This is a genomic window from Aquabacterium humicola (assembly GCF_030167915.1).
Lineage (GTDB): Bacteria > Pseudomonadota > Gammaproteobacteria > Burkholderiales > Burkholderiaceae_C > Pseudaquabacterium > Pseudaquabacterium humicola.
Map to the genome: position 1 here is coordinate 2223822 of NZ_JARGNB010000001.1, position 21769 is coordinate 2245590.

Here is a 21769-nt window from a genome sequence, read left to right on the forward strand (position 1 = left end):
GTCATCGTGGCAGCTGCGTCGGCGTCCGCCCGCCCGGTTCGCCGGCGCCATGCGCTGCTGGCCACCGTCTTCGCCCTGCCGCTGGCGGCCTGCCAGCGCGCGCCGCAACTCGTGAAGGTCGGCTTCGTCGGCGGCCTGTCGGGCTCGGTCGCCGAGCTCGGCGTGCAGGGCCGCAACGGCGCGCTGCTGGCCGTCGAAACGCTGAACCAGCGCGACGGTCCGCGCTACGAGCTGCTGGTGCAGGACGACCAGCAGGACGCCCAGCGCATCGTCGCGGCCATCGATGCGCTGGCCCGCGACGGCGCGGCCTTCGCGATCGGCCCGATGACCAGCGCGATGGCGGTGGCCGCGCTGCCGGCGGCCGATCGCCACCAACTGCCGCTGATCAGCCCGACCGCCACCACCGACGAGCTCAGCGGCCGCAAGGACCTGTTCTTCCGCGTCGGCACCGCGGCGGCGATCGGCGCGCGCCAGCTCGGCGAGCAACTGCACCGGCGCGGCATGGCCTCGCTGGCGATCGTGATGGACCACAAGAACCGGGCGTACTCGGCCGGCTTCGGCGTGGCGGCGGCCGAACGTTTCGCCGCGCTCGGCGGCCAGGTGGGCGGGCGCATCGGCTACGAGGAGCGCAGCCCGGACTTCGGCGCCATCGCCGAGCAGCTGCTCGCGACGCGGCCGCAGGCGGTGCTGATCGTCACCGGCGTCGGCGATGCGGCGCTGCTCGCACAGCAGCTGCGCCGGCGCCAGCCCGAGGTGCAGCTGGCGGTGTCGCCCTGGGCCGCGAACGCGCAATTCCTGCAGGTCGGCGCGCGGGCCGTCGAAGGCTGCCTCGCGCTGCAGGCGCTGGACCTGGACAGCCCCGTGCCGGCCTATGTCGACTTCCGCAACCGCTTCAAGACGCGCTTCGGCGACCTGCCGGCCACGCCGGCCGTGCAGTCCTACGACGCGCTGATGGTCGGCGCGGCCGCGCTGGCGGCCGCCGGCAGCCGCGCCGCGCTGCCCAAGCAGCTGTCCGATCCGGCGAAGCCCTGGCCGGGCCTGCTGGGCGAGTACCGCTTCGATGCCTTCGGTGACACCGAACGGCCGCTGCACCTGGCCGAAGTGCGCGACGGCCGCTTCGTGCCGGCCGCCGCCGTCGCTGCCGCCGCGTCGGCCCCGGCGCGCTGACGGACGCGACCGCCCGCGCGATGGCAACCCGGCGCGTCTCGCTGCGGCGACTCTTCGCCCGCCAGTTCATGCTGGTGGCCGCGCTGCCGCCGCTGGTGGCCGCGCTGGCCTGGGGCCTGCTGACCTTGCCCGACGCCTGGCGGCGCGTCGAGGCCGAGAACCAGCTGACGCAGGCGCTGGTGCACAGTCACATCAGCAGCGCGCTGCAGATGCCCGAGCGCAGCCTGCAGCTCACCGCCGACCTGCTGCGCGGCACCGGCTCCGACGCGGCATCCGAGCTGCTGCAGCGCAGCCTGGCGCACACCGGCTCGTTCGACCTGCTGATGCTGGCCGACGCCGACGGCACGGTGCGGGCCGCGGCCGCGCATGCGCACAGCGGCGTGCGCGCGCAGAACGTCATCGGCCTGGACCTGTCGGCCCAGCCCTACTTCGCCGCGGCGAAGCAGGCGGCGGGCACGCTGGTGCGCTCGGACAGCTTCCTGTCGTCGCTGACCGGCCGCGTCACCGCGGTGCTGGCGCTGTCGCTGGGCGACCGCGTGCTGGTGGCCGACCTGTCGCTGGACCGGCTGGCCGCCGGCCTGCCGCGGCCCGACCCGGCCAGCGGCGCGCTGGTGATCGTGCTGGACGCCAAGGGACGCGTCATCGTGCACCCCGAGCAGCAGCTGGCGAACTGGCAGGAGAACCTCGCGCAGCTGGGACCGGTGCGCGCCGCCCTCGGCGGCCGCCCGGCCAGCGGGCCGATCAGCTACCGCGGCGAGGACTGGATCGCGACGATCGCGCCGGCACAGTCCACCGGCTGGCTGGTGCTGGTCGCGCAGCCGCGCTCGCGCGTCGTCGCGCCGCTGCTGCGCATCGCCGCGGTGGCCGCCGGCATCTCGCTGCTGGCGCTGCTGCTGGGGCTGCTGATGGCCTCGCGCATGGCGCGCGGTGTGTCGCGGCGCTACCGGCAGATGGCCGACGCGGCGCAGGCACTGGTCGACCACCCGGACCAGGCGCCCGACCCCGAGCAGGCCACCGAAGAAGCGCAGCAGCTGTGGCTGCGCATGGCCGCGCTGCTGGACCAGTTGCGCGGCGCGCAGCGCCGCGCCGAGGCCGCGCAGGGCCGGCTGCAGGCGGTGCTCGACGCGGCGACCGAAGTCTCGGTGATCGCCTTCGACGCCGCCGGCACCGTGCGCATGTTCAACCGCGGCGCGACGAAGATGCTGGGTTACGCCGCCGACGAGGTGGTCGGCCGGCGCAGCATCGCCGAGTTCCACGACGCCGGCGAGCTCGCCACCCGTGCCGCTGAGCTGGCCGCGGCGCCGGGCGCCGCGCCGCAGCCGCTGGACGTGCTGACCACCGTCGCCCACGAAGCGGGTTACGAGATCCGCGACTGGACCTACGTCTGCCGCGGCGGCTCGCGCCTGCTGGTTTCGGTGGCGACGACCGCGCTGCACGACGGCGACGGCACGCCCGCCGGCTTCCTGTGCATCGCGCTCGACCAGACGCAGCGCCAGCGCGCGGCCAGCGCCGAGCTCGCGCGCGAGGCGGCCGAGACCGCCAGCCGCACCAAGACCGAGTTCCTGTCGCGCGTCAGCCATGAGCTGCGCACGCCGCTGAACGCGATGCTCGGCTACGCGCAGCTGCTGACGCTGGACGCGGCGCATCCGCTGTCGGCGTCGCAGCAGGACCGCGTGCGCCACATCGAAGGCGCCGGCTGGCACCTGCTGCGGCTGATCGACGACCTGCTGGACCTGTCGCGCATCGAGTCCGGCCGGATGCAGCTCGATCTGAAGCCGCTGGCGCTGGGCTCGGTGCTGCACGAGGCCCTGCGCCTGGTCGCGCCGCAGGCGCAGGCGGCCTCGGTGCGGCTGCACGACCCGGCCGCCGACGACGGCGCGGCCGGCGCCGTGCTGGCCGACGCCACGCGGCTGCAGCAGGTGCTGGTGAACCTGCTGTCCAACGCGATCAAGTACAACCGCGCTGGCGGCGAGGTGCAGCTGCGGCTGCAGCGCCACCACGTCGACGGGATCGACGAGGTCGGCATCGTCGTCGCCGACACCGGCCGCGGCATGTCGCCGGAGCAGCTGCAGCGCCTGTACTCGCCGTTCGACCGCCTCGGCCTCGAAAACAGCATGGTCCCCGGGGCCGGACTCGGGCTCGTGATCAGCCGGCGCCTGGTCGAGCTGATGAACGGCCGGCTGGAGGTCGACAGCGTGCCCGGCGAGGGCAGCCGCTTCTGCGTCTGGCTGCCGGCGGCGCCCGCCGCGGCGCACGACGGCGCGGCGCCGGCGGAGGGCGCGACGCCGCTGCCGGCACCGAGCGGCGTGCACCGCATCCTCTACATCGAGGACAACCCGGTCAACGCGACGCTGATGCGCGAGGTGGTCGCGCTGCGGCCGGGCCACACGCTGCAGGTGTGCACGACGCTGGCCGACGGCCGCGCGGCGATCGAGCGCCAGCCGCCGGCGCTGGTGCTGGTCGACCTGCACCTGCCCGACGGCTCGGGGCTGTCGCTGCTGTCGTGGCTGCAGGCCGAGCCCGCGCGCGCGCGCATCCCCGCCGTGCTGGTGTCGGCCGACGCGACGCCGCAGCAGCGCGAGCTTGCGCTCGCACGCGGCGCCGCGGCCTACCTGACGAAGCCGATCCGCGTCGACGAGACGCTGCAGACGATCGGCCGCCTGCTCGACGAGGCGCCGCCGGCGCGGCTCGACGACGGCATCTGCTGACATACAAAAGGCGCGGCCATTGGAATGGTGAACCGGCCGCCGAATCGGAGGTCCGAATCCGGCCAGCCGGCGCGCGCCGCACTGCGCACACTGCTGCCATCCGACCCGCGATGGAGTGACCCCATGCATGTGCGCAGCGAACCGCCGATCCTCTACTTCGGCACCCCGGTCGTGCTGCTGACGACCACCAACCCCGACGGCACGCCGAACATCGCGCCGATGAGCTCGGCCTTCTGGCTCGGCTGGCGCTGCATGCTCGGCCTCGGCGCGCTGTCGCAGACGGCGCAGAACCTGCTGCGCGATCCGCAGTGCGTGATCAACCTGCCCTCGGATGCGCAGGTGGATCTCGTCGACCGGCTCGCGCTGACCACCGGTGCCGAGCCGGTGCCGGCGCGCAAGGCGCAGCGCGGCTACCGCACGGTGCGCGACAAGTTCGCCGCGGCCGGGCTGACGCCCGAACCGTCCGAGACGGTGCGCGCGCCGCGCATCGCCGAGTGCCCGGTGCAGATGGAAGCGGTGATCGAGGGCCGCCACGGCCTCGGCGACGACGATGCGAAGCTGCGCGGCACGTGCTGGGTGTTCGAGGCGCGCATCCAGCGCGTGCACGTCGCGCCGGCCTTGTTGGCCGACGGTGAGCCCGACCGCATCGACCCCGACCGCTGGCGCCCGCTGATCATGAGCTTCCAGCAGTTCTACGGGCTGCGCGACGGCCGGCTGCAGCGCTCGACGCTGGCGCGCATTCCCGAGGCGATGTACCGCAGCCCGGATGTCGACCGCGCACGCGAGGCCGCCACCGTGGCGTGACGACACGCGTCGACGGTTTGCAGGATGCAAACGACATCCGCAGCGTGCAAATGGGTGGCGCGCCCGACCGCCGTGCCGTGGACGCTGCCGGCGGTGCTGGGCACACTCGGGGCCTCGCCGTCCCGCCGTGACCACCGCCGCCCCCCAGTTCCGCCCGGCCGCCTGGCCGCCCGCGCCCACCCAGGCACCGCCGCTGCGGCAGTGCCTCACGCTGGCGCTGCTGCTGCACGTGCTGGCGGTGCTGCTGATCGGCACCGTGCCGGGCGGCACCGCGCGCCAGGGTGAAGGGGTCTGGGGCAGCCTGAACGTCACCTTGCGCGGGCTGCGCAGCGACCCGGGCAACGGCGCGGCCGAAGCCCCGCCGCCGCAGGCCGCCGGCCCCACCGGCAGCGCCGAGCGCCAGCGCTTCGGTGGCGCCGTGCGCGAGCGCGAGCCGGCGCCGAATGCCGAGCCCGGCGCCGCGCAGCAGGGCCCGTGGCAGCCGACACCGGCCGACGCGGCGCGCGAAGCGCCGCCCGAAGCGGGCCCGGCGCGCGAGGCGCCGCCTGAACCGGCCCCGGCGCGCGCCACCGCCGCACCCGAAGCCGCGCCGCCGCTGCCCCCCACCGCGCCGCCGGCGGCGGCCGCACCGGCCGCGCCGACTGATACCACCATCGAGCCGACGCCGCTGCTGACCGCCCCGCCGCTGCGCGACCGGCCGGCGGCGATCGAGATGAAGCCGGCCGAGGTCGCAGCGCCCAGCCCGGCCGCGCCGCCGCTGCCGGCGGTGCGCGCGGCGCCGCCGGTGCCCGAGCCGCCCCCGCTCGCCCCCTTGCCGCCACGCGCCCGGTCCGCGCCGCTGGACATGAAACCCGCGGAGTTGCCCGCACCCACCCCACCGCAGCCCGTGCCGCTGCCCGCCGTTCGCGCCGCGCCGCCGGCCCCGGAGCCGCCCGCACTGGCCCCGCTGCCGCCGCGCAGCCGGCCCGCCCCCCTCGAGATGAAACCGGCCGAGCTCGCCGCGCCGACACCGCTGCAACCGATGCCGCTGCCCGCGATGCCCGTCGCCCCGCCGGTGCCCCAGCCGCCCGCGCTGGCGCCGCTGCCACCGCGTGAACGGCCGGCGCCGATCGAGATGAAGCCGGCGGAGGTGCCAACGCCGACAGCGACGCCGCCGCTGCCGGCCGTGCGCGCGGCGCCCGTCGCACCCATCGCGCCGGTAGCTCCGGCTGCACCTGCGACCCAGACGGCCCCGGCCACCCCGGGTCCGGCGACGACGGCACCGCCCACCGCCCAGCCCGCGCCCGCTGCCGCCCAACCGCTGGCCCCGGCTGGTGCCCAGCCCACCACCGCCCCACCGAGCGCCGACGCCCCGCCGCGCCCGGCCACCGGGTCCGGCCCGGCCCCCGATGCGCTGCCGCGCGGCACGCCCGGCGCACCCGACGCCGGCCCGCGCATCGGCCACGATGTCGCGACGCCCCCCTCGCTGCCGCCGAGCGCGCCCCGGCTGAACCTCGACCTGCCACGCCCCGCGCGTGGCGGCGAGCTCTCGCCGCAGGGCTCGCGCAGCCTGCTGAACCTGGTGCCGCCGCCGCCCGAGCGCAAGAGCAAGCTCGCCGAGCAGATCGAGAAGGCCGCCAAGCCCGATTGCCGCGAGGCCTATGCCGGCATGGGCCTGGCGGCGGTGGTGCCGCTGGTGCGCGACGCCGTCGGGAACAAGGGCTGCAAATGGTGAGGCGCTCGCACGCGGCGTGTCGGCCGCGAGTGAGGCCCGACGTTGGGCCCCACGTTAGGCCCCACAATGGGCTTCATGCCCGCCAACGTCGAGATCAAAGCCCGCATCGACAGCATCGACGACCTGCTGCCGCGCGCCCGCGCGCTGGCCGAGGAAGACGAGCCGCCGCAGCTGATGCACCAGGACGACACCTTCTTCAAGGTGCCCAACGGCCGCCTGAAGCTGCGCGTGTTCAGCGACGGCGCCGGCGAGCTGATCCACTACCACCGCCCCGACGCCGAAGGGCCGAAGGTGTCGGACTACGTGATCACGCCGGCGGCCGACCCCGACAGCCTGCGCGAGGCGCTCGAACGCGCCTGCGGCGTGCTCGGCCGCGTCGTCAAGCACCGCGTGCTGGTGCTGGTCGGCCAGACGCGCATCCACCTCGACCATGTCGAAGGCCTGGGCGACTTCCTCGAGCTCGAGGTCGTGCTGCGCGAGGGCCAGTCCGAGGCCGAGGGCACCGAGATCGCGCGCAGCCTGCTCGAAGCGCTGGGCGTGCCGGCGTCGTCGCTGATCAGCGGCGCCTACCTGGACCTGCTGCCGCACTGACCGACCGATGCACGGCACGGCACCGCTGCTGGCTGTCTCCGACCTGCGGGTCACGCTGCAGACGCCGCGCGGCCCGGCCGATGCGCTGCGCGGCATCTCGTTCGCGCTCGAACGCGGCCAGACGCTGGGGCTGATCGGCGAATCGGGCTGCGGCAAGTCGATCACCGCGCTGGCGCTGATGGGCCTGCTGCCGGACGGCGCGCGGGTGGCCGGCTCGATCCGGCTCGATGGCCAGGAGCTCACCGGCCAGTCCGAGGACGCGTGGTGTGCGCTGCGCGGGAATCGCCTGGCGATGATCTTCCAGGAGCCGATGACGGCGCTGAACCCGCTGCACACGATCGGCCGGCAGATCGGCGAATCGCTGCGCATCCACCGCGGGCTCGACGGCGCGGCCGCGCGCGCGGAAGCCTTGCGCCTGCTCGAACGCGTGCAGCTGCCCGAGCCGCGGCGCCGGCTCGATGCCTACCCGCACCAGCTCTCCGGCGGCCAGCGCCAGCGCGTGGTCATCGCGATCGCGCTGGCCTGCGGGCCCGACCTGCTGATCGCCGACGAGCCGACCACCGCGCTCGACGTGACGATCCAGCGCGAGGTGCTGGCGCTGATCGGCCAGCTCGTCGCCGAGGACGGCATGGCGCTGCTGCTGATCAGCCACGACCTCGGCGTGATGGCCGAGACGGTGCAGCGCATGCTGGTGATGTACGGCGGCACGGTGGTCGAGAGCGGACCGACCGATGCCGTCTTCCAGCGGCTGGCACATCCGTACACCCGCGGCCTGTTCGCCGCGCGGCCGGCGCTCGGCCTGCCACGCGGCACGCGGCTGAAGACGATCCCCGGCCGCGTGCCGGAGCTGATCGACCTGCCGGCCGGCTGCCCGTTCTCGGACCGCTGCGAGTGGGTCGTGTCCGACTGCCGCAACGCACCGCCGGCGCCGATCGAGGTGGCGCCCGAGCACGCGGCGCGCTGCATCCGCGTGCGGGAAATTGCATGAACGGGACGACGGCGCTGGTGGAGGTGAAGAACCTCGTCAAGCACTACCGCCTGCCGCGCGAGCGCCTGCTCGAAGCCGCGCCGGTGGTGCGCGCGCTGCAGGGCGTCAGCTTCACGCTGCAGGCCGGGCGCAGCCTGGGCGTCGTCGGCGAATCGGGCTGCGGCAAGAGCACGCTGGCGCGGCTGGTGATGGCGCTGGAGGCGCCGACCGCCGGCAGCGTGACGATGGCCGGTCGCGACCTGAACGCGCTGAGCGCCACCGAGCTGCGCCGCGCGCGCGCCGACTTCCAGATGGTGTTCCAGGACCCCTTCGGCTCGCTCGATCCGCGCCAGTCGGTCGGCCGCATCGTCGCCGAGCCGCTGGAAGCGCAGGGCGGCGTGCCGGCGGTGCAGCAGCGCACCCGCGCCGCCGAGATGCTCGAGGCGGTCGGCCTGCGCGCGGCCGATGTCGCGAAGTACCCGCACGAGTTCTCCGGCGGCCAGCGCCAGCGCATCGCGATCGCGCGTGCGCTGGTGACGAAGCCGAAGCTGATCGTCGCCGACGAGCCGGTCAGCGCGCTCGACGTCTCGGTGCAGGCGCAGGTGCTGAACCTGATGCAGGACCTGCAGGACACGCTGGGCGTCACCTACCTCTTCATCAGCCACGACCTGGCGGTCGTCGACCTCGTGTGCGACGAGGTGATCGTGCTGTACCAGGGCCGCATCGTCGAGCAGGGCGATCCGGACACGCTGTTCCGCGCCGCGGCGCATCCGTACACGCGGCTCCTGATGTCCGCGGTGCCGCAGGCACGCCCCGGTGCGCGACGCGCCACGCGCATCCCGATCGAGCCGGTCGCCGCGCCGGGCGGCTGCAGCTTTGCGCCGCGCTGTGCGTTCAGGCAGGATCGTTGCCTCGCGGAGCCGCCGGCGCTGCGCGCGGTGGGCGACGGTCATCGCGCTGCCTGCCACGAGGCGGAGCGCGTGCTGGACGCACTGCCTGCCTGATCACCGCCGACCCCACCCCGAACCCATCCCAAGGAGCCGAGCATGTCGTTGTCGATCGTCCGCCGTTCCCTTCTGGCCCTCGCGGCGGTCGCCGCGCTGGCCGCCGCCGTCGCACCGGCGCATGCGCAGGCGCGCAAGGAGAGCGTCGTGCTCGGCATGGTGCTGGAGCCGCCGGGCCTCGACCCGACGATGGCGCCCGCCGCGGCGATCGGCGAGATCGTGCACTACAACATCCTCGAAGGCCTCACGAAGATCAACGTCGACGGCAGCGTCACGCCGCTGCTGGCCACCGAGTGGTCGAGCGACCCCGACGGCAAGCTCTACACCTTCAAGCTGCGCAAGGGCGTCACCTTCCAGGACGGCACGCCCTTCGATTCGGCGACCGTGAAGTGGACCTTCGAGCGCGCGAAAGCCGAGGGCTCGACGAACAAGGCGAAGAAGGCGGTGTTCGACAACCTGTCGTCGATCGCCACGCCCGATGCGCACACCGTGATCCTGACGCTGAACAACCCGGACGCGACGCTGCCCTTCCGCCTCGGCGAGAACACCGCGGTGATCCTGTCGCCGAAGAGCGCGGCGAGCACTGCGACGCAGCCGGTCGGCACCGGGCCCTTCAAGTTCGAGACCTGGCAGAAGGGCTCGTCGGTGACGCTGGCGAAGTGGGACGGCTACCGCGACGCGGCCAAGGTGCCGCTCAAGCGCGTGAGCTTCCGCTTCATCAACGACCCGGCGGCGCAGGTCGCGGCGCTGCTGGCCGGCGACATCGATGGCGTGCCGCGTTTCGCCGCGTTCCAGAACCTGAAGCAGTTCCAGGCCGACAAGCGCTTCACGGTCGAGATCGGCTCGACCGCCGGCAAGGGCCAGCTGACGATCAACAACAAGAAGAAGCCCTTCGACGATGTGCGCGTGCGGCGCGCGATCATGCATGCGATCGACCGCCAGGCCTTCATCGACGGCGTGCTCGAAGGCCTGGCCAAGCCGATCGGCAGCCATGCCGCGCCGACCGACGCGGGGTATGTCGACCTGACCGGCGTCTACCCGTACAACCCGGAGAAGGCCAAGGCGCTGCTGAAGGAGGCCGGCGTCGCGACGCCGCTGAACGTCACGCTGACCTTGCCGCCACCGCAGTACGCGCGCAAGGGCGGCGAGGTGGTGGCCGCGATGCTCGCCAAGGTGGGCATCGTCGCGAAGATCGAGAACGTCGAGTGGGCGCAGTGGCTCTCGGGCCCCTTCAAGGGCAACTTCGACCTGACGATCATCAACCACGTCGAGCCGCTGGACTACATGCAGTACGCCAACCCCGCGTACTACTGGGGTTATGACAGCAAGGCCTTCAACGCGCTCGCCAAGCAGCGTGCCGAAGCGCCGAAGGCGCAGCAGACCAAGCTCTACGGCGACATCCAGCGCCAGCTGACGACCGACGCGGTCAACGCGTGGATCTTCAACCCGTCGCAGGTGGCGGTGGCGAAGAAGGGGCTGAAGGGCCTGTGGGCCAGCTCGCCGATCTTCGCCAACGACATGGCGGCGGTGCGTTGGGAATGAGCCTGCGCCCGGCCGCCCGAAGCAGGCTCGGACGGGCTGGTCCTAACGGCCCAGCCGTTCGCCAGGCGTCGCTGGTCCACCGGACCAGCGACGTCCCGGCTCACCCCCCTCGGGGGGACCGCGCGGAACGCGCGAAGGGGGCAACATGACGGCGCTGCATGCGCTGAGCGTCGGCGAGCTGGCGCGTGCATTCGCTGCGCGCGAGCTGTCGCCGGTGGAAGCGACGCAAGCCGTCATCGCGCAGATCGAGCGCCGCGAGCCCGCGCTCTGCGCGCTCTACCACTTCGATCCCGACGCCGCGCTGGCGCAGGCCCGCGCCAGCGAGCAGCGCTGGCAACGTGGCGAGCCGCTGTCGCCGATCGACGGCGTGCCTGGCACGCTGAAGGAGAACATCGCCACCCGCGGCTGCCCGGTGCCGGCCGGCACCGCGGCCACCGAGCTGGTGCCCGCGGCCGACGACGCGCCGCCCGCCGCGCGCTGGAAGGAAGCCGGCCTGGTGCTGCTGGCGAAGACGACGATGCCCGACTGGGGCATGCTGTCCTCGGGCCTGTCGAGCTTCCACAAGCTGGCCCGCAACCCGTGGGACCTGACGAAGAACCCGGGCGGGTCGAGTGCCGGCGCCGCGGCCGCTGCGGCCGCGGGTTATGGCCCGCTGCATGTCGGCACCGACATCGGCGGCTCGATCCGGCTGCCGGCCGGCTGGTGCGGGCTCGTCGGCCTGAAGCCCAGCCTCGGCCGCATCCCGATCAAGCCGCCGTACGCCGGGCGCGTCGCCGGGCCGATGACGCGCTCGGTCGAGGATGCCGCGTGGTTGATGACGGTGCTGACGCGGCCCGACTGGCGCGACACGATGAGCCTGCCGTACCAGAGCATCCCGTGGCTGCAGCTGGACCGCGACGTGCGCGGCCTGAAGCTCGGCCTGCAGCTCGACGCCGGCTGGGGCCTGGACGTCGAGCCGGAAACCCGCGCCGTCATCGAAGCCGCGGCGCGCGCCTTCGAGGCCGCCGGCGCGATCGTCGAACCACTCGCACCGTTCAGCACGCGGGCGATGATCGACGGCATGGACCGCTTCTGGCGCATGCGCAGCTGGATGGACCTGAATGCGTTGCCGCGTGAGCGCGCCGAGCGTGTGCTGCCGTACATCTGCGACTGGGTGGCGGCCGGCGCCACGCTGACCGGCAGCGACGTCTTCAACGGCTACAGCGCGATGGGCGCGTTCCGCGAGGCCGCGGTCAACGCCACGCAGCCGTACGACTTCGTGCTGTCGCCGGTCAGCCCGGTGCCGAGCTTTCCGGCCGAGTGGGCGAGCCCGATCAACGATCCGCTGCGGCCGTTCGAGCACATTGCCTTCACGCTGCCCTACAACATGAGCGAGCAGCCGGCGGTGTCGGTGCATGCGGGCTTCACGACGGGCGGATTGCCGATCGGGCTGCAGATCGCCGGCCGGCGGCATGACGACCTCGGCGTGCTGCAGATGGCTCGGGCGTGGGAGGAGATGCGACCGGCGATGCGCGACTGGCCGATGTAGTTCATCTGCGTCCGCCGTGCTGTCGTACTTCACGCTCGGCGATCTCGCGCAGCGACACCCATGGGCATCGACGCATAAACTCGGTCAACTTCTCGATTGCTGCCGGCCCCCCTTCGGCGCACTCGCCGTTGAGCATCAGCAGCGTATCCCCGAGCGCTCGACTCCAGTCCCTATCGCTATCCCTCAATCCGTAGATCCACGTTGGGAAGTCTTCAGCAGCCAAGTCTTCTGGTACCAATTGGGTAGGTAGTCGGTCCTGAAGAACGCCGCTGAGCCCCGTGTCTCCTCGTGATGAGGGCGATTTCCGATGGTGGAGTTTGCAGGAATCGAGTGCAATGGGCTCAATTCCTTGCAATATGAGCGGGAGTGCTGATGGGCCCGAAGCCACCTGGGGAGTCGAGCGATCAGGACCTGTTCCGAACGGAACTGGTCAACCTGATCAACCAAAAGCACGAGCTGGTGAGGCTCGCAGCGCTGATCGACTGGGAGGTCTTCGCGCAGCAGTGGGGGCCGAAGTTCGAGACAACGACGGGTCGGCCGGCGCTGTCCACACGCTTGATGGCCTCGCTGCTGTACCTGAAGCACGTCTACGCCCTCAGCGACGAGCAGGTCTGCGAGCGCTGGGTCGAGAACCCGTACTACCAGCACTTCAGCGGCGAGCGGTACTTCCAGCACGAGTTGCCGTGTGATCCGTCGAGCCTCGTGCGCTGGCGTCAGCGCATCGGCGAGGAAGGCTGCGAGTGGCTGCTCGAACACAGCATCGAGGCTGCGCGCAAAGCAGGCGTCATCAAGAGCGAGAGCCTTCGGACGATCGTGGTCGACACGACGGTGCAGCCCAAGGCTATCGCGCATCCGACCGACAGCCGACTGCTCAATCGCGCCCGCGAGCACCTGGTGGCCGCCGCGAAAGGCGCTGGCATCGCACTTCGCCAGAGCTACGCACGCGTAGGCAAGGCCGCCGAGCGCCAGGCTGGCCGGTACGCTCACGCAAAGCAGTGGAAGCGCATGCGTCGCGAGATTCGAAGGCTGCGGACCTGGCTGGGCCGAGTCATTCGCGACGTCAAGCGCAAGGCGATCGAGCCTTCAACAGATCTGCGGCGCAAGCTCGAACTTGCTCAGCGTCTGCATGCCCAACAACGCGACGGGAAGAACAAGCTGTACGCGCTGCACGCCCCGGAGGTCGAGTGCCTGGCCAAAGGCAAGGCAAGAACCCCGTACGAGTTCGGCGTCAAGGTGTCGCTGGCAGTCACGGCCAGGGAAGGCCTGGTGGTGGGCATGCGCTCCATGCCCGGTTCACCGTACGACGGCCACACCCTGGGCGACCAACTCGAGCAAGTCGAGATCTTGACCGGCGCGCAGCCGTCCATGGTGCTGGCCGATCGCGGCTACCGCGGCGTGCAAGCTCCCGAGGGGACGCAGCTGCTGCTCAGCCACACCCGGCGCCTACCACCACGACTGAAGCGGCTGCTCAAGCGGCGTCAGGCGATCGAGCCGGTCATCGGGCACATGAAGGCCGACGGACTACTGGACAAGAATTGGCTCAAGGGCGCGCTCGGCGACGCCATGCACGCGCTGCTGTGCGGCGCCGGGCACAACCTGAGGCTCGTGCTGGCGCACCTGCGGGTGCTTCCGTTCCTCGTTGCCGTACTCGTTCGGCATCTATGGACGCTCATATCGCCGGGAAGCCTGCTCGCTCCGGCCACCGCCAGACGCTAAGCAGGTTGTTCAGGACCGACTAGGTACGCACTGATCTACCAACTGAGCGAGAAGATTTCGATTCTCCACGCTGAAGCGAGCGATCAACTCAGAGCGAGGCCGCTTCGCCATGCGACGAAGCCACCCTACAAGCCTGTCTTGCGCTCTGCCCATCCAAGTCCTTCGAACGAGGCCCTCCGCCGCGCGGCCTGAAAGCAGTTTGGCTGTTCCGCGTCCGCTTCGCGCTAGTGATCCTGAAAGATTACGACTCCTCGCCTGATCAACTCGCCCTAAGCAAGAATAGGCCACGGATGAACCAGAAGAAGCCGAGTGCTGCGCAGGCGACAGCAAAGACGCTCGACCCGTCGTTGACAACGTCGACGATGCCAACTGTGAAGAACAATACGCCATAGCCAACATCAATTTGCCACCGTCGCCTCGTCATCGTGATCAAGTCAAGAACGACTCGGACCGCGATGGCCACCAAGAGTACCGTCTGCACCTTAGCGATCATCCGGGAAGTAGCCGAACTCAGGCAGGGCGGGCACTCTTTCTTTGGCGGCAGGCTCGCATGGGTCAGCAGGCTTGCAGGCCTTTTTGCACGCAAGGTAGATCCCCGCATTGCATCCGACGTAAGCCGCGCCCTTGCCCCAGAATCCGCCAGGAGCCCGCACCGCTCCCTTGCAGGCCTGCCCTGCAATCAGGTTGCACTTGGCCTGACACTTCATCTCTTCGCTGAGCGGTGCTTCGACCGCTCGCAGAGGTATGTCGATATTCTGATGATCCGGAAAGACCACCTTGATCAGCTCAACGGCGGGGTCTAGAGAGTTGCCAATCGCACCAGGACTGCTGTCGAGCAACCCCAGTGGATCAATCTTGAACGCTGGAGCTCCGCCAACATACGTGTAGAAATTCGATCCTCCAGCCAAGTCAATCGGATCCTCCGACACAAACCGCTGCAGCGCCACAGAATAGAACCGATTCCGATAGTAGTAAAGCGACGCCAGCGGAGCCGTGGCCTGGTTCCCCGTCGCACTGGCCGCCTCGTTCTCCCGCCCCGTGTACTGGTAGGGGATATCGCTGACGGGCTGCCCGGCCGGCGTGGTCTGCGTCGTGCGCCCGAAGGGTTCGTAGCCGAAGCTTGCCTGCACCACCTGGTCCGCCTTCGTCACCATCAGCGTGGAGCCCAGCGCGTCGGTCAGCAGGCTGGTCAGCAGCGGCGCCGTGGCGCTGGGGTTGGCCGGGTTGCGCGGCAGGTTGCTGTCTGATCCGTTGGGCGCCACCGCGCGCAGGTAGCGCTCGTCCAGCGCCAGGCCGTTGAGCACGTTGGCCTTGTAGTTGGTCTTGCCCGCGTTCGCGCTGGCCGCGTTCAGCTCCTGCACCACGTTCCAGCCATCGTGCAGGAAGCCCGTCACCGTCGACCCAACAGTGCGCGAGATGCGCCGGCCGGCCGGGTCGTAGCCGTAGCTCGCCACCAGCGGCCCCGTGACGGTGCCTTGGCGGATCTCGGTCAACTGGTTGCGGCTGTTCCACAGGTAGGCATGGCTGCCGTCGCGGGTCAGGTTGCCATTGGCGTCGTAGCTGATCGACGGCGCTCCCGCGCCTCCCCACGCGGTGAGCTGGTTGTTGGCGTTGTGGGTGGCCGTGGTCACGTCGCTGGGCAGCTGCGTGTTGGCCAGGCTGCCCGAGACGCTGGTGCGCCGGCCCGCCTTGTCGTAGCCGTAGACCAGGTCGCCGATCACCGACTGGTCGGCGCGCTTGTAGCTGATGCTCGTCAGCCGGCTCGCGTTGTCGTAGCCGTAGGTCATCGTGATGCCGTTGGCCAGCGTCACCTTGGTGCGGCGGTCGGCTTCGTCGTAGTCCAGGGTGATGGTCTGGGCCACGTTGCCGTTGACCGCGCCCGCGGCCTGCCGGATCTGGCGCAGGCGGCCTGCCGGGTCGTAGGTGTAGCTCGCAACTCCTCATGAGAACTGAGGCAGGTCGACTTGGCGATGGTTGCAATCAAAGACGCGCGAGGCGATGTACGAGAGCCCGTGCTCGATTGCGAACCGATACGCCGCAGCATGCTCTTCACCGGGCAGAAACGCCGAACCATCGGTCTCCTTCGGCAAATAGATGAAGCTTCTGAACTGGCACCCCAGTTCCGCACAGACGTCTGAGGCCGCAGCACTCGCGTAGATGTCGTCGATCGCCCTGACGTAGACGTGAAGGATGAGATTTGCAGCACGCGCGTGGACGCCATTTGGATCCGTCTTGTTCGTTGGGTCCGCTGCCGACAAGCTAACGTAGTAGAGCTTCTCGCCGTTCATAGCATCCATCCGGGATCACTTGTCTGAGGAGAGATTGGCGGATGCGCGTAGAGGGACCAGCGTTCTGCCTCAGGGTCTACGGGGCAGCTGTTTTCTCGCGCGAGTTGTATGAGATTCCTCAACTGATTGCGCATATTGTAGAAATTCGTCCGATGGCCTGAGTAGGTGCCCAAACGTTCAAGACCCACGATCTTCGAGTATCGAGCACGATCCCACAGGTTCTCTGGATCATAGAACAGCATGACCCAAGCCTTCTTCAGCGCGCTCAGCGTCTCAGAAATTGCCGCATCCAACGCGACACATGGATCAGGACATTGTTTGAGGGTCTGCCGATTTGGCATTGGACCCGTATGCGGCATCAAGCCGCTGGGGTCTGCTAGAGAGACGGGATTGGCGCCAACATACGTGTAGAAATTCGATCCTCCCGCCAAGTCAATCGGATCCTCCGACACAAACCTCTGCAGCGCCACAGAATAGAACCGATTCCGATAGTAGTAAAGCGACGCCAGTGGGGCTGCGGCCTGGTTCCCCGTAGCACTGGCCGCCTCGTTCTCCCGCCCCGTGTACTGGTAGGGGATGTCGCTGACGGGCTGCCCGGGTGGCGTGGTCTGCGTCGTCCGCCCGAAGGGCTCGTAGCCAAAGCTCGCCTGCACCACCTGGTCCGCCTTCGTCACCTTCAGCGTCGAGCCCAGTGCGTCGGTCAGCAGGCTGGTCAGCAGCGGGGCCGTCGTGCTCGGGTTCGCTGGGTTGCGCGGCAGGTTGCTGTCTGATCCGTTGGGCGCCACCGCGCGCAGGTAGCGCTCGTCCAGCGCCAGGCCGTTGAGCACGTTGGCCTTGTAGTTGGTCTTGCCCGCGTTCGCGCTGGCCGCGTTCAGCTCCTGCACCACGTTCCAGCCATCGTGCAGGAAGCCCGTCACCGTCGACCCCACCGTGCGCGAGATGCGCCGGCCCGCCGGGTCGTAGCCGTAGCTCGCCACCAGCGGCCCCGTGACCGTGCCTTGCCGGATCTCGGTCAACTGGTTGCGGCTGTTCCACAGGTAGGCATGGCTGCCGTCGTGGGTCAGGTTGCCGTTGGCGTCGTAGCTGATCGCCGGCGCTCCCGCGCCTCCCCACGCGGTGAGCTGGTTGTTGGCGTTGTGGGTGGCCGTGGTCACGTCGCTGGGCAGCTCGGTGTTGGCCAGGCTGCCCGAGACGCTCGTGCGCCGGCCCGCCTTGTCGTAGCCGTAGGCCAGGTCGCCGATCACCGACTGGTCGGCGCGCTTGTAGCTGATGCTCGTCAGCCGGCTCGCGTTGTCGTAGCCGTAGGTCATCGTGATGCCGTTGGCCAGCGTCACCTTGGTGCGGCGGTCGGCTTCGTCGTAGTCCAGGGTGATGGTCTGGGCCACATTGCCGTTGACCGCGCCCGCGGCATGCTGGATCTGGCGTAGGCGGCCTGCCGGGTCGTAGGTGTAGCTCACGGTGGGCTGGCCCGCCACCGTCATCGTTTCGCGAAGGCCGTTGGCGTAGTAGGTGTAGTCGACCTGCCCCTGTGCGCTGGTCTCGCGTGTCAGGCGATCCAGATCGTCATAGACCCGGTCGATCGTTGCCGTCACGGTGAAGGTGGCGCAGTCCAGCCCGGCACAGGCGCCGTCTTCGAGCTTGGTCAGCCTGCTGCCGCCGTCCCAGGTCAGGCGGGTGCCGCTGGTGTAGGCCGTCGGCGCGGCGGGCGTGGCGCCGTAGCCCACGAAGGTCATGCGCCCCAGGCCGTCGAACCGGCGGCCGCTGACCTGGCCCTTGCGATCGGTGAAGCGCGTGAGGTTGTTGCCGAAGTCGTACTGCCGGTCGTCGGCGGCCAGCAGTGCGTCGCGCCGCAGTGTCGGCAGGTTCATGTCCCCGTACTCGAACACCGTGGGGTTGGTGTTCTCGTCGCGGTGGGTGCGCAGATTGCCCATGCGGTCGTACTCGTAGTCGACCGCGCCGCCCAGGGCGTTCTTGCTCTGGGTCTGCCGGCTCATGCCGTCGTACTTCGATTCCGCCTGGCTGCCCAGCGGGTCGCGCTGCACCACCGGGCGGCCTGCGGGGTCGTGGCCGAACTGCGTGATGTTCAGCAGCGGGTCGGTCAGCGTCGCCAGGTCGGGGCCGGCGTACTCCCACCGGGTCTCGTGGTTCAGCGCGTTCTTGCTGGTCAGCAGGCGGCCGAGCTCGTCGTAGGTCATGGTGACCTTGTTCGAGTTCGCATCCCTGATCTCGATGAGGTTGCCCCGGCTGTCGTACTCGTAGTTCGTGGTCTGCAGCAGCTCGTTGGTGCGCGACTTGAGCCGGCTGAACTTGGGGTCGTAGGCGAAGCTTTCGGTCACCGCCTTGGGCGTGCCGTCCAGGCGCGTGATGGTCTTGACGTTGCCCAGGGCGTCGTACGTGTAGCGTGTCGTCCGGTTCAGGTTGTCGGTGGACGTGATCACATGGCCGCTGACCGGATCGCGCACGTAGGTCGTCGTCTGCTGCTCGGGCTGCCCGAGCGGATAGACGTTCTCGATGATCTGCCGGTTGGCGTCGAACTTCACCCGTCGCACGAAGCCTCGCCGGTCGGTCACGTCGGCCTGCGTGACGTTGTTGTTGCCGTCGGTGGTGTAAGCGATCTGCAGCGTGGAGTTGTCGGCGTAGGTCTGCTTCTTCACGCGGCCGGCGGTGTCGTACTCGTTGAACACCATGCGCTTGTCACGCGCGTCGAACACGCTTTCGATGCGGCCGCCGGGCGTGTAGGTGTAGCGCCAGGTGCCGCCATCGGGCAGCGTCACCTTCTTCAGGCGCCCGGCGTTCGGTGCCGCGGTTTCATACTCGTAGCTCACTGTGCGGCCGATGTTGTCCTTGGCGGTCTGGATTCGCCCACTGCCGTCGTTGAACAGTTCGATGAAGCGGCCGTGGGGCGAGATGATCTTGGTGATGGGGCCGCTCAGCGCGGGCGTGCGCGCCAGCTCGATGGTGTTGCCCAGCCGATCCGTGATGGCCTGCAGCTTATTGAAGCCGTATCCGTAGAACACGTAGGTGGTGCCATCGCGTGTTCGCAGATTGAAGTTCGGCGCAGCCGCCTCGATGACGGCCTTGTAGAAGGGCCCCGCCTCCTGGTGTTCCCAGGTTGCGTTGTAGTTGCCGGTGCCACTGGTCAGAACGCGATGGAAGACCAGCTGGATGCCGTTGGGTTGAATGAGCGCAATCTTGCCGGCGTTGTGGCCGAGATCACCACCGGCATAGGCCTCGAGGGGGTACAAGTTCATGTCGAATCGATGCATCGCGCCCACGCCGAAGGCGCGGTTCGTGCCATCCTGGTCCATGTACGTGCGCTCCAGGCTCAGGGGCACCACGTCGGACACAGTCAGGTCCGTCATGCTGTGAAGGAAGGTGCCGCGCGCGAGAAAGACCGGGTCGCCGCAACAGCCACCGCAACCCGCTCCGGCGCCCCAAGCTCCTCCGCCGCCGCAACCTCCCGGGCTGCCGCCCCCGGCGCCGCCAGCACAACCCGGGCATGGCCCGCCGCCACCGCCTCCGCCGCCAAATAGGCCAAACGAGAACCCTGTGAACCGGAAGAAGCCGACGTTCGCTTCGGGCTGAATCGTCTTGCCATCCGCACTGACAAGGCCGCGGCCATAGGCGTGCCACCCGGCCGCGACCGGGTCGTACGCCCAGAACTGAACTGGCGTGCCCGGCGCCTGGCCGGTGTTGTTGGGATAGATCACCTTGACCGCCTGCGGCGCACCACTCGCGACGGACTGGATGTAGGCGCCGGACGGCTGCACCGTGAAGTAGACGGGGAAGTCGGCCTCCTTGGGCATCGGGAACGCCGCCCGGTCGGTCGGCACGGGGCTGATGTTGATGGCCGTGAGAATGTTGCCCAGGCGGTCGCGGATGACCGTGCCGGCGGGAATGCGGATCTCCAGGCCGGGGATCGACGGCGTTGTGACTACCGTCTCACGCGTGGTCGGCGATGGGATCTGGATGGTTCCCTTGGGATCGAGCTTAGTGAGGTAGATCGGCTCGTCGAGCAGCAGCGTTTCGCCCGCCTTGAGAGCGACGTGACGAAGGTAGCTGCCGTAGAAGGCGTTGGGACGGTTGGCCGTGGAGCCTTCGATAACCAGCGTCTGGTCGCCTGCGGGCACTCCTGTCAGCAGGAACCGGCCCTGGGCATCGCTGACGGTGCGCGAATCGCCGATCGCCAGGGCCACGCCAGCCAGCGGCTGTCCATTGACCCGCTTGACGCTGCCCGCGACGGCAGTCACGCCGGCGCCCGCTTTGAGCAATTGGGCATGGTGCGCGAGCCGACTATCTTCAATGTGCTTGAAGTACTCCCGCATCGTGCCGCCGAAGGGCTTGGCGTAGTACCACTTTCCGGGAACCTGTGGGTTGGTGATCAGCCAGTCTTCGCCTTCGCTCGCCTCCACCTGCTGCGCGGCGCCGCTCGGGGCCGCATTGCGCGCCGTCGCCGTCGCCGTCGCCGGCGCAGGCAATGGCGTGGCGCGTGCAAGCGCATTGGCCGCTTGGAGCGCACCGCCATCGGAGGTCTTCCCGAGCTTGTTGGTGGCGGCTTCGCGTGGGGTCGCCTGACCCGGAGCCAAGGACGCGGTGGTGAACCCCACGGTCGTGAAGGGGACAGATTGTCCGCGTTCATCCGTCGCACCCTTGACGAAGAGGGTGTAAGTGCTCGCCGGTAGTAATTGCACCCGGGGTGTCACGAAGAGCAACATGCCGGATTCGGCCGGAACCACCGTGGCCGGCACCGCGCCGCTCGGCCCGATCAGCGTGACGGTGCTGGTATTCATCGTCGATACCAGCATGCGCTTGGACAGGCGAACGGCAATGACCTGGTCCACCGGCACGTTGCGGCTGTCTGCCGCCGGCTGGCTGTCCAGGATCAGCGGGGCCGCGGGCGTCGATACCGCCCGCGCCTGTTCGAGGGCGCTTTCGCTCGCGACCGGCACGAAGCGCTGCCGAGCAACGTCGTAGATTTCGGCATTGGGCACCGGGCGACCCGCGGCGTCGTAGCCCCCGACCAGCAGCACAGCGTGACTTGGCAACAGGTGCGCCAAGTGACCGAAACGCGCAGCTTCCAGACGCGCATTGAATCGTTCGACCGAATGCGACTGCGTATTGAACAGCTCGGCTTCTGCAATGGGGGTGCCGCGCGACGAAAGCCCGCCGGTCACCAGCAGCCTGCCATCCGCCAGCAGCGTCGCCGCGTGTTTGGATCGCGCGAGCAGGCCCAGTTCGCCGGCCGGCTTGAATGCTCCTGCGAACGGATCGAACAGTTCTGCCGCGGCGGCTCCTCCGCTGGCGGTTACCCCGCCAAGGATGAGCACCTGGCCGTTCGGAAGCAGTGTCGCGCTGTGATGGGATCGGCCCTGCAGCAACGTAGCCGAAATGACAGTGGTGCGACGCGTAGACGGGTCCAGGACCGAGACGATTGAGCTGGGTGGCCCACCGTTCGACTTGGCCCCACCGAGCAACAACCATCGGCCGTCCGGGAGCAAGGTCGCGCTCTGTCCATCCATCGTCGCCGGACGCGGAAAGAGCTGGGCGAACAAGGTGGCTTGCGGCTGGTTCGCCAGTTCCGGTTCGGCGGCCAGCGTTGGCGCATGACCCACGAGCAAGGCCAGACCGATTGCCGCGAGCGCACCTGCACCGCGCAGCTTGAACGACAGCCAGTTGCGACGCGGCAAACGCAGGCTTGCTGCTTCGATGAGCGCTGTGATCATGGCGGATCTCCTCCCGA

13 protein-coding genes are annotated in these 21769 nt (G+C 69.7%); 10 read left to right on the forward strand and 3 right to left on the reverse strand.

Features of this window, described 5'->3' with window-relative positions:
• The first annotated feature begins 6 nt into the window (after positions 1-6).
• The 10 genes from P1K89_RS09975 (at position 7) to P1K89_RS10020 (ending at position 13741) form a co-directional block, all read left to right on the forward strand.
• Positions 7-1167: an ABC transporter substrate-binding protein gene (locus P1K89_RS09975; RefSeq protein ID WP_284616222.1), complete on the forward strand. Its 1161-nt coding sequence runs from the start codon at positions 7-9 to the stop codon at positions 1165-1167.
• 20 nt (positions 1168-1187) lie between these two features.
• Positions 1188-3875 (forward strand): hybrid sensor histidine kinase/response regulator, encoded by a 2688-nt coding sequence (locus tag P1K89_RS09980; RefSeq protein WP_284616223.1) that lies wholly within the window; start codon positions 1188-1190, stop codon positions 3873-3875.
• Positions 3876-3998: 123 nt separating this feature from the next.
• Positions 3999-4679, forward strand: a complete 681-nt coding sequence (locus tag P1K89_RS09985; protein WP_284616224.1) for a flavin reductase family protein — start codon at positions 3999-4001, stop codon at positions 4677-4679.
• A 127-nt stretch (positions 4680-4806) separates the two neighbouring features.
• The gene (locus P1K89_RS09990; RefSeq protein WP_284616225.1) at positions 4807-6393 is read left to right on the forward strand and encodes a hypothetical protein; all 1587 of its coding nucleotides are present in this window, start codon (positions 4807-4809) and stop codon (positions 6391-6393) included.
• 75 nt (positions 6394-6468) lie between these two features.
• Positions 6469-6984, forward strand: a complete 516-nt coding sequence (locus tag P1K89_RS09995; RefSeq protein WP_284616226.1) for a class IV adenylate cyclase — start codon at positions 6469-6471, stop codon at positions 6982-6984.
• 7 nt (positions 6985-6991) lie between these two features.
• A complete protein-coding gene (locus P1K89_RS10000) occupies positions 6992-7972 on the forward strand; it encodes an ABC transporter ATP-binding protein (protein WP_284616227.1) in 981 nt (326 codons plus the stop codon).
• Positions 7969-8955: an ABC transporter ATP-binding protein gene (locus tag P1K89_RS10005; protein WP_284616228.1), complete on the forward strand. Its 987-nt coding sequence runs from the start codon at positions 7969-7971 to the stop codon at positions 8953-8955. Before P1K89_RS10000 ends, P1K89_RS10005 begins: the two co-directional genes overlap by 4 nt.
• A 42-nt stretch (positions 8956-8997) precedes the next feature.
• Entirely contained in the window at positions 8998-10497 is a 1500-nt protein-coding gene (locus P1K89_RS10010; RefSeq protein WP_284616229.1) for an ABC transporter substrate-binding protein, read from the forward strand.
• A gap of 145 nt (positions 10498-10642) precedes the next feature.
• Entirely contained in the window at positions 10643-12025 is a 1383-nt protein-coding gene (locus P1K89_RS10015; RefSeq protein WP_284616230.1) for an amidase, read from the forward strand.
• A 372-nt stretch (positions 12026-12397) separates the two neighbouring features.
• Positions 12398-13741 carry an IS5 family transposase gene (locus tag P1K89_RS10020; protein ID WP_284616231.1) on the forward strand — a complete coding sequence of 448 codons (1344 nt, stop codon included), beginning with the start codon at positions 12398-12400 and terminating at the stop codon, positions 13739-13741.
• Positions 13742-14223: 482 nt separating this feature from the next.
• On the opposite strand, the gene P1K89_RS33295 is transcribed toward P1K89_RS10020, so the two are convergent.
• The 3 genes from P1K89_RS33295 to P1K89_RS10040 all read right to left on the reverse strand — a co-directional run bounded on the left by P1K89_RS33295 (position 14224) and on the right by P1K89_RS10040 (position 21752).
• Complete coding sequence (locus P1K89_RS33295) at positions 14224-15603, reverse strand: RHS repeat domain-containing protein (protein ID WP_350080772.1); 1380 nt, start codon at positions 15601-15603, stop codon at positions 14224-14226.
• A gap of 78 nt (positions 15604-15681) precedes the next feature.
• Positions 15682-16029: a hypothetical protein gene (locus P1K89_RS10035; protein ID WP_284616232.1), complete on the reverse strand. Its 348-nt coding sequence runs from the start codon at positions 16027-16029 to the stop codon at positions 15682-15684.
• Entirely contained in the window at positions 16026-21752 is a 5727-nt protein-coding gene (locus P1K89_RS10040) for an RHS repeat-associated core domain-containing protein (RefSeq protein WP_284616233.1), read from the reverse strand. The genes P1K89_RS10035 and P1K89_RS10040 overlap by 4 nt, the downstream gene beginning before the upstream one ends.
• Positions 21753-21769: the final 17 nt, after the last annotated feature.

Coding starts and splice junctions, on each gene's coding strand:
- P1K89_RS10010 (WP_284616229.1), top strand. CDS start 8,998: ATGTCGTTGTCGATCGTCCGCCGTTCCCTTCTGGCCCTCGCGGCGGTC.
- P1K89_RS09980 (WP_284616223.1), top strand. CDS start 1,188: ATGGCAACCCGGCGCGTCTCGCTGCGGCGACTCTTCGCCCGCCAGTTC.
- P1K89_RS09985 (WP_284616224.1), top strand. CDS start 3,999: ATGCATGTGCGCAGCGAACCGCCGATCCTCTACTTCGGCACCCCGGTC.
- P1K89_RS10035 (WP_284616232.1), bottom strand. CDS start 16,029: ATGAACGGCGAGAAGCTCTACTACGTTAGCTTGTCGGCAGCGGACCCA.
- P1K89_RS09995 (WP_284616226.1), top strand. CDS start 6,469: ATGCCCGCCAACGTCGAGATCAAAGCCCGCATCGACAGCATCGACGAC.
- P1K89_RS10015 (WP_284616230.1), top strand. CDS start 10,643: ATGACGGCGCTGCATGCGCTGAGCGTCGGCGAGCTGGCGCGTGCATTC.
- P1K89_RS10020 (WP_284616231.1), top strand. CDS start 12,398: ATGGGCCCGAAGCCACCTGGGGAGTCGAGCGATCAGGACCTGTTCCGA.
- P1K89_RS10040 (WP_284616233.1), bottom strand. CDS start 21,752: ATGATCACAGCGCTCATCGAAGCAGCAAGCCTGCGTTTGCCGCGTCGC.
- P1K89_RS10005 (WP_284616228.1), top strand. CDS start 7,969: ATGAACGGGACGACGGCGCTGGTGGAGGTGAAGAACCTCGTCAAGCAC.
- P1K89_RS10000 (WP_284616227.1), top strand. CDS start 6,992: ATGCACGGCACGGCACCGCTGCTGGCTGTCTCCGACCTGCGGGTCACG.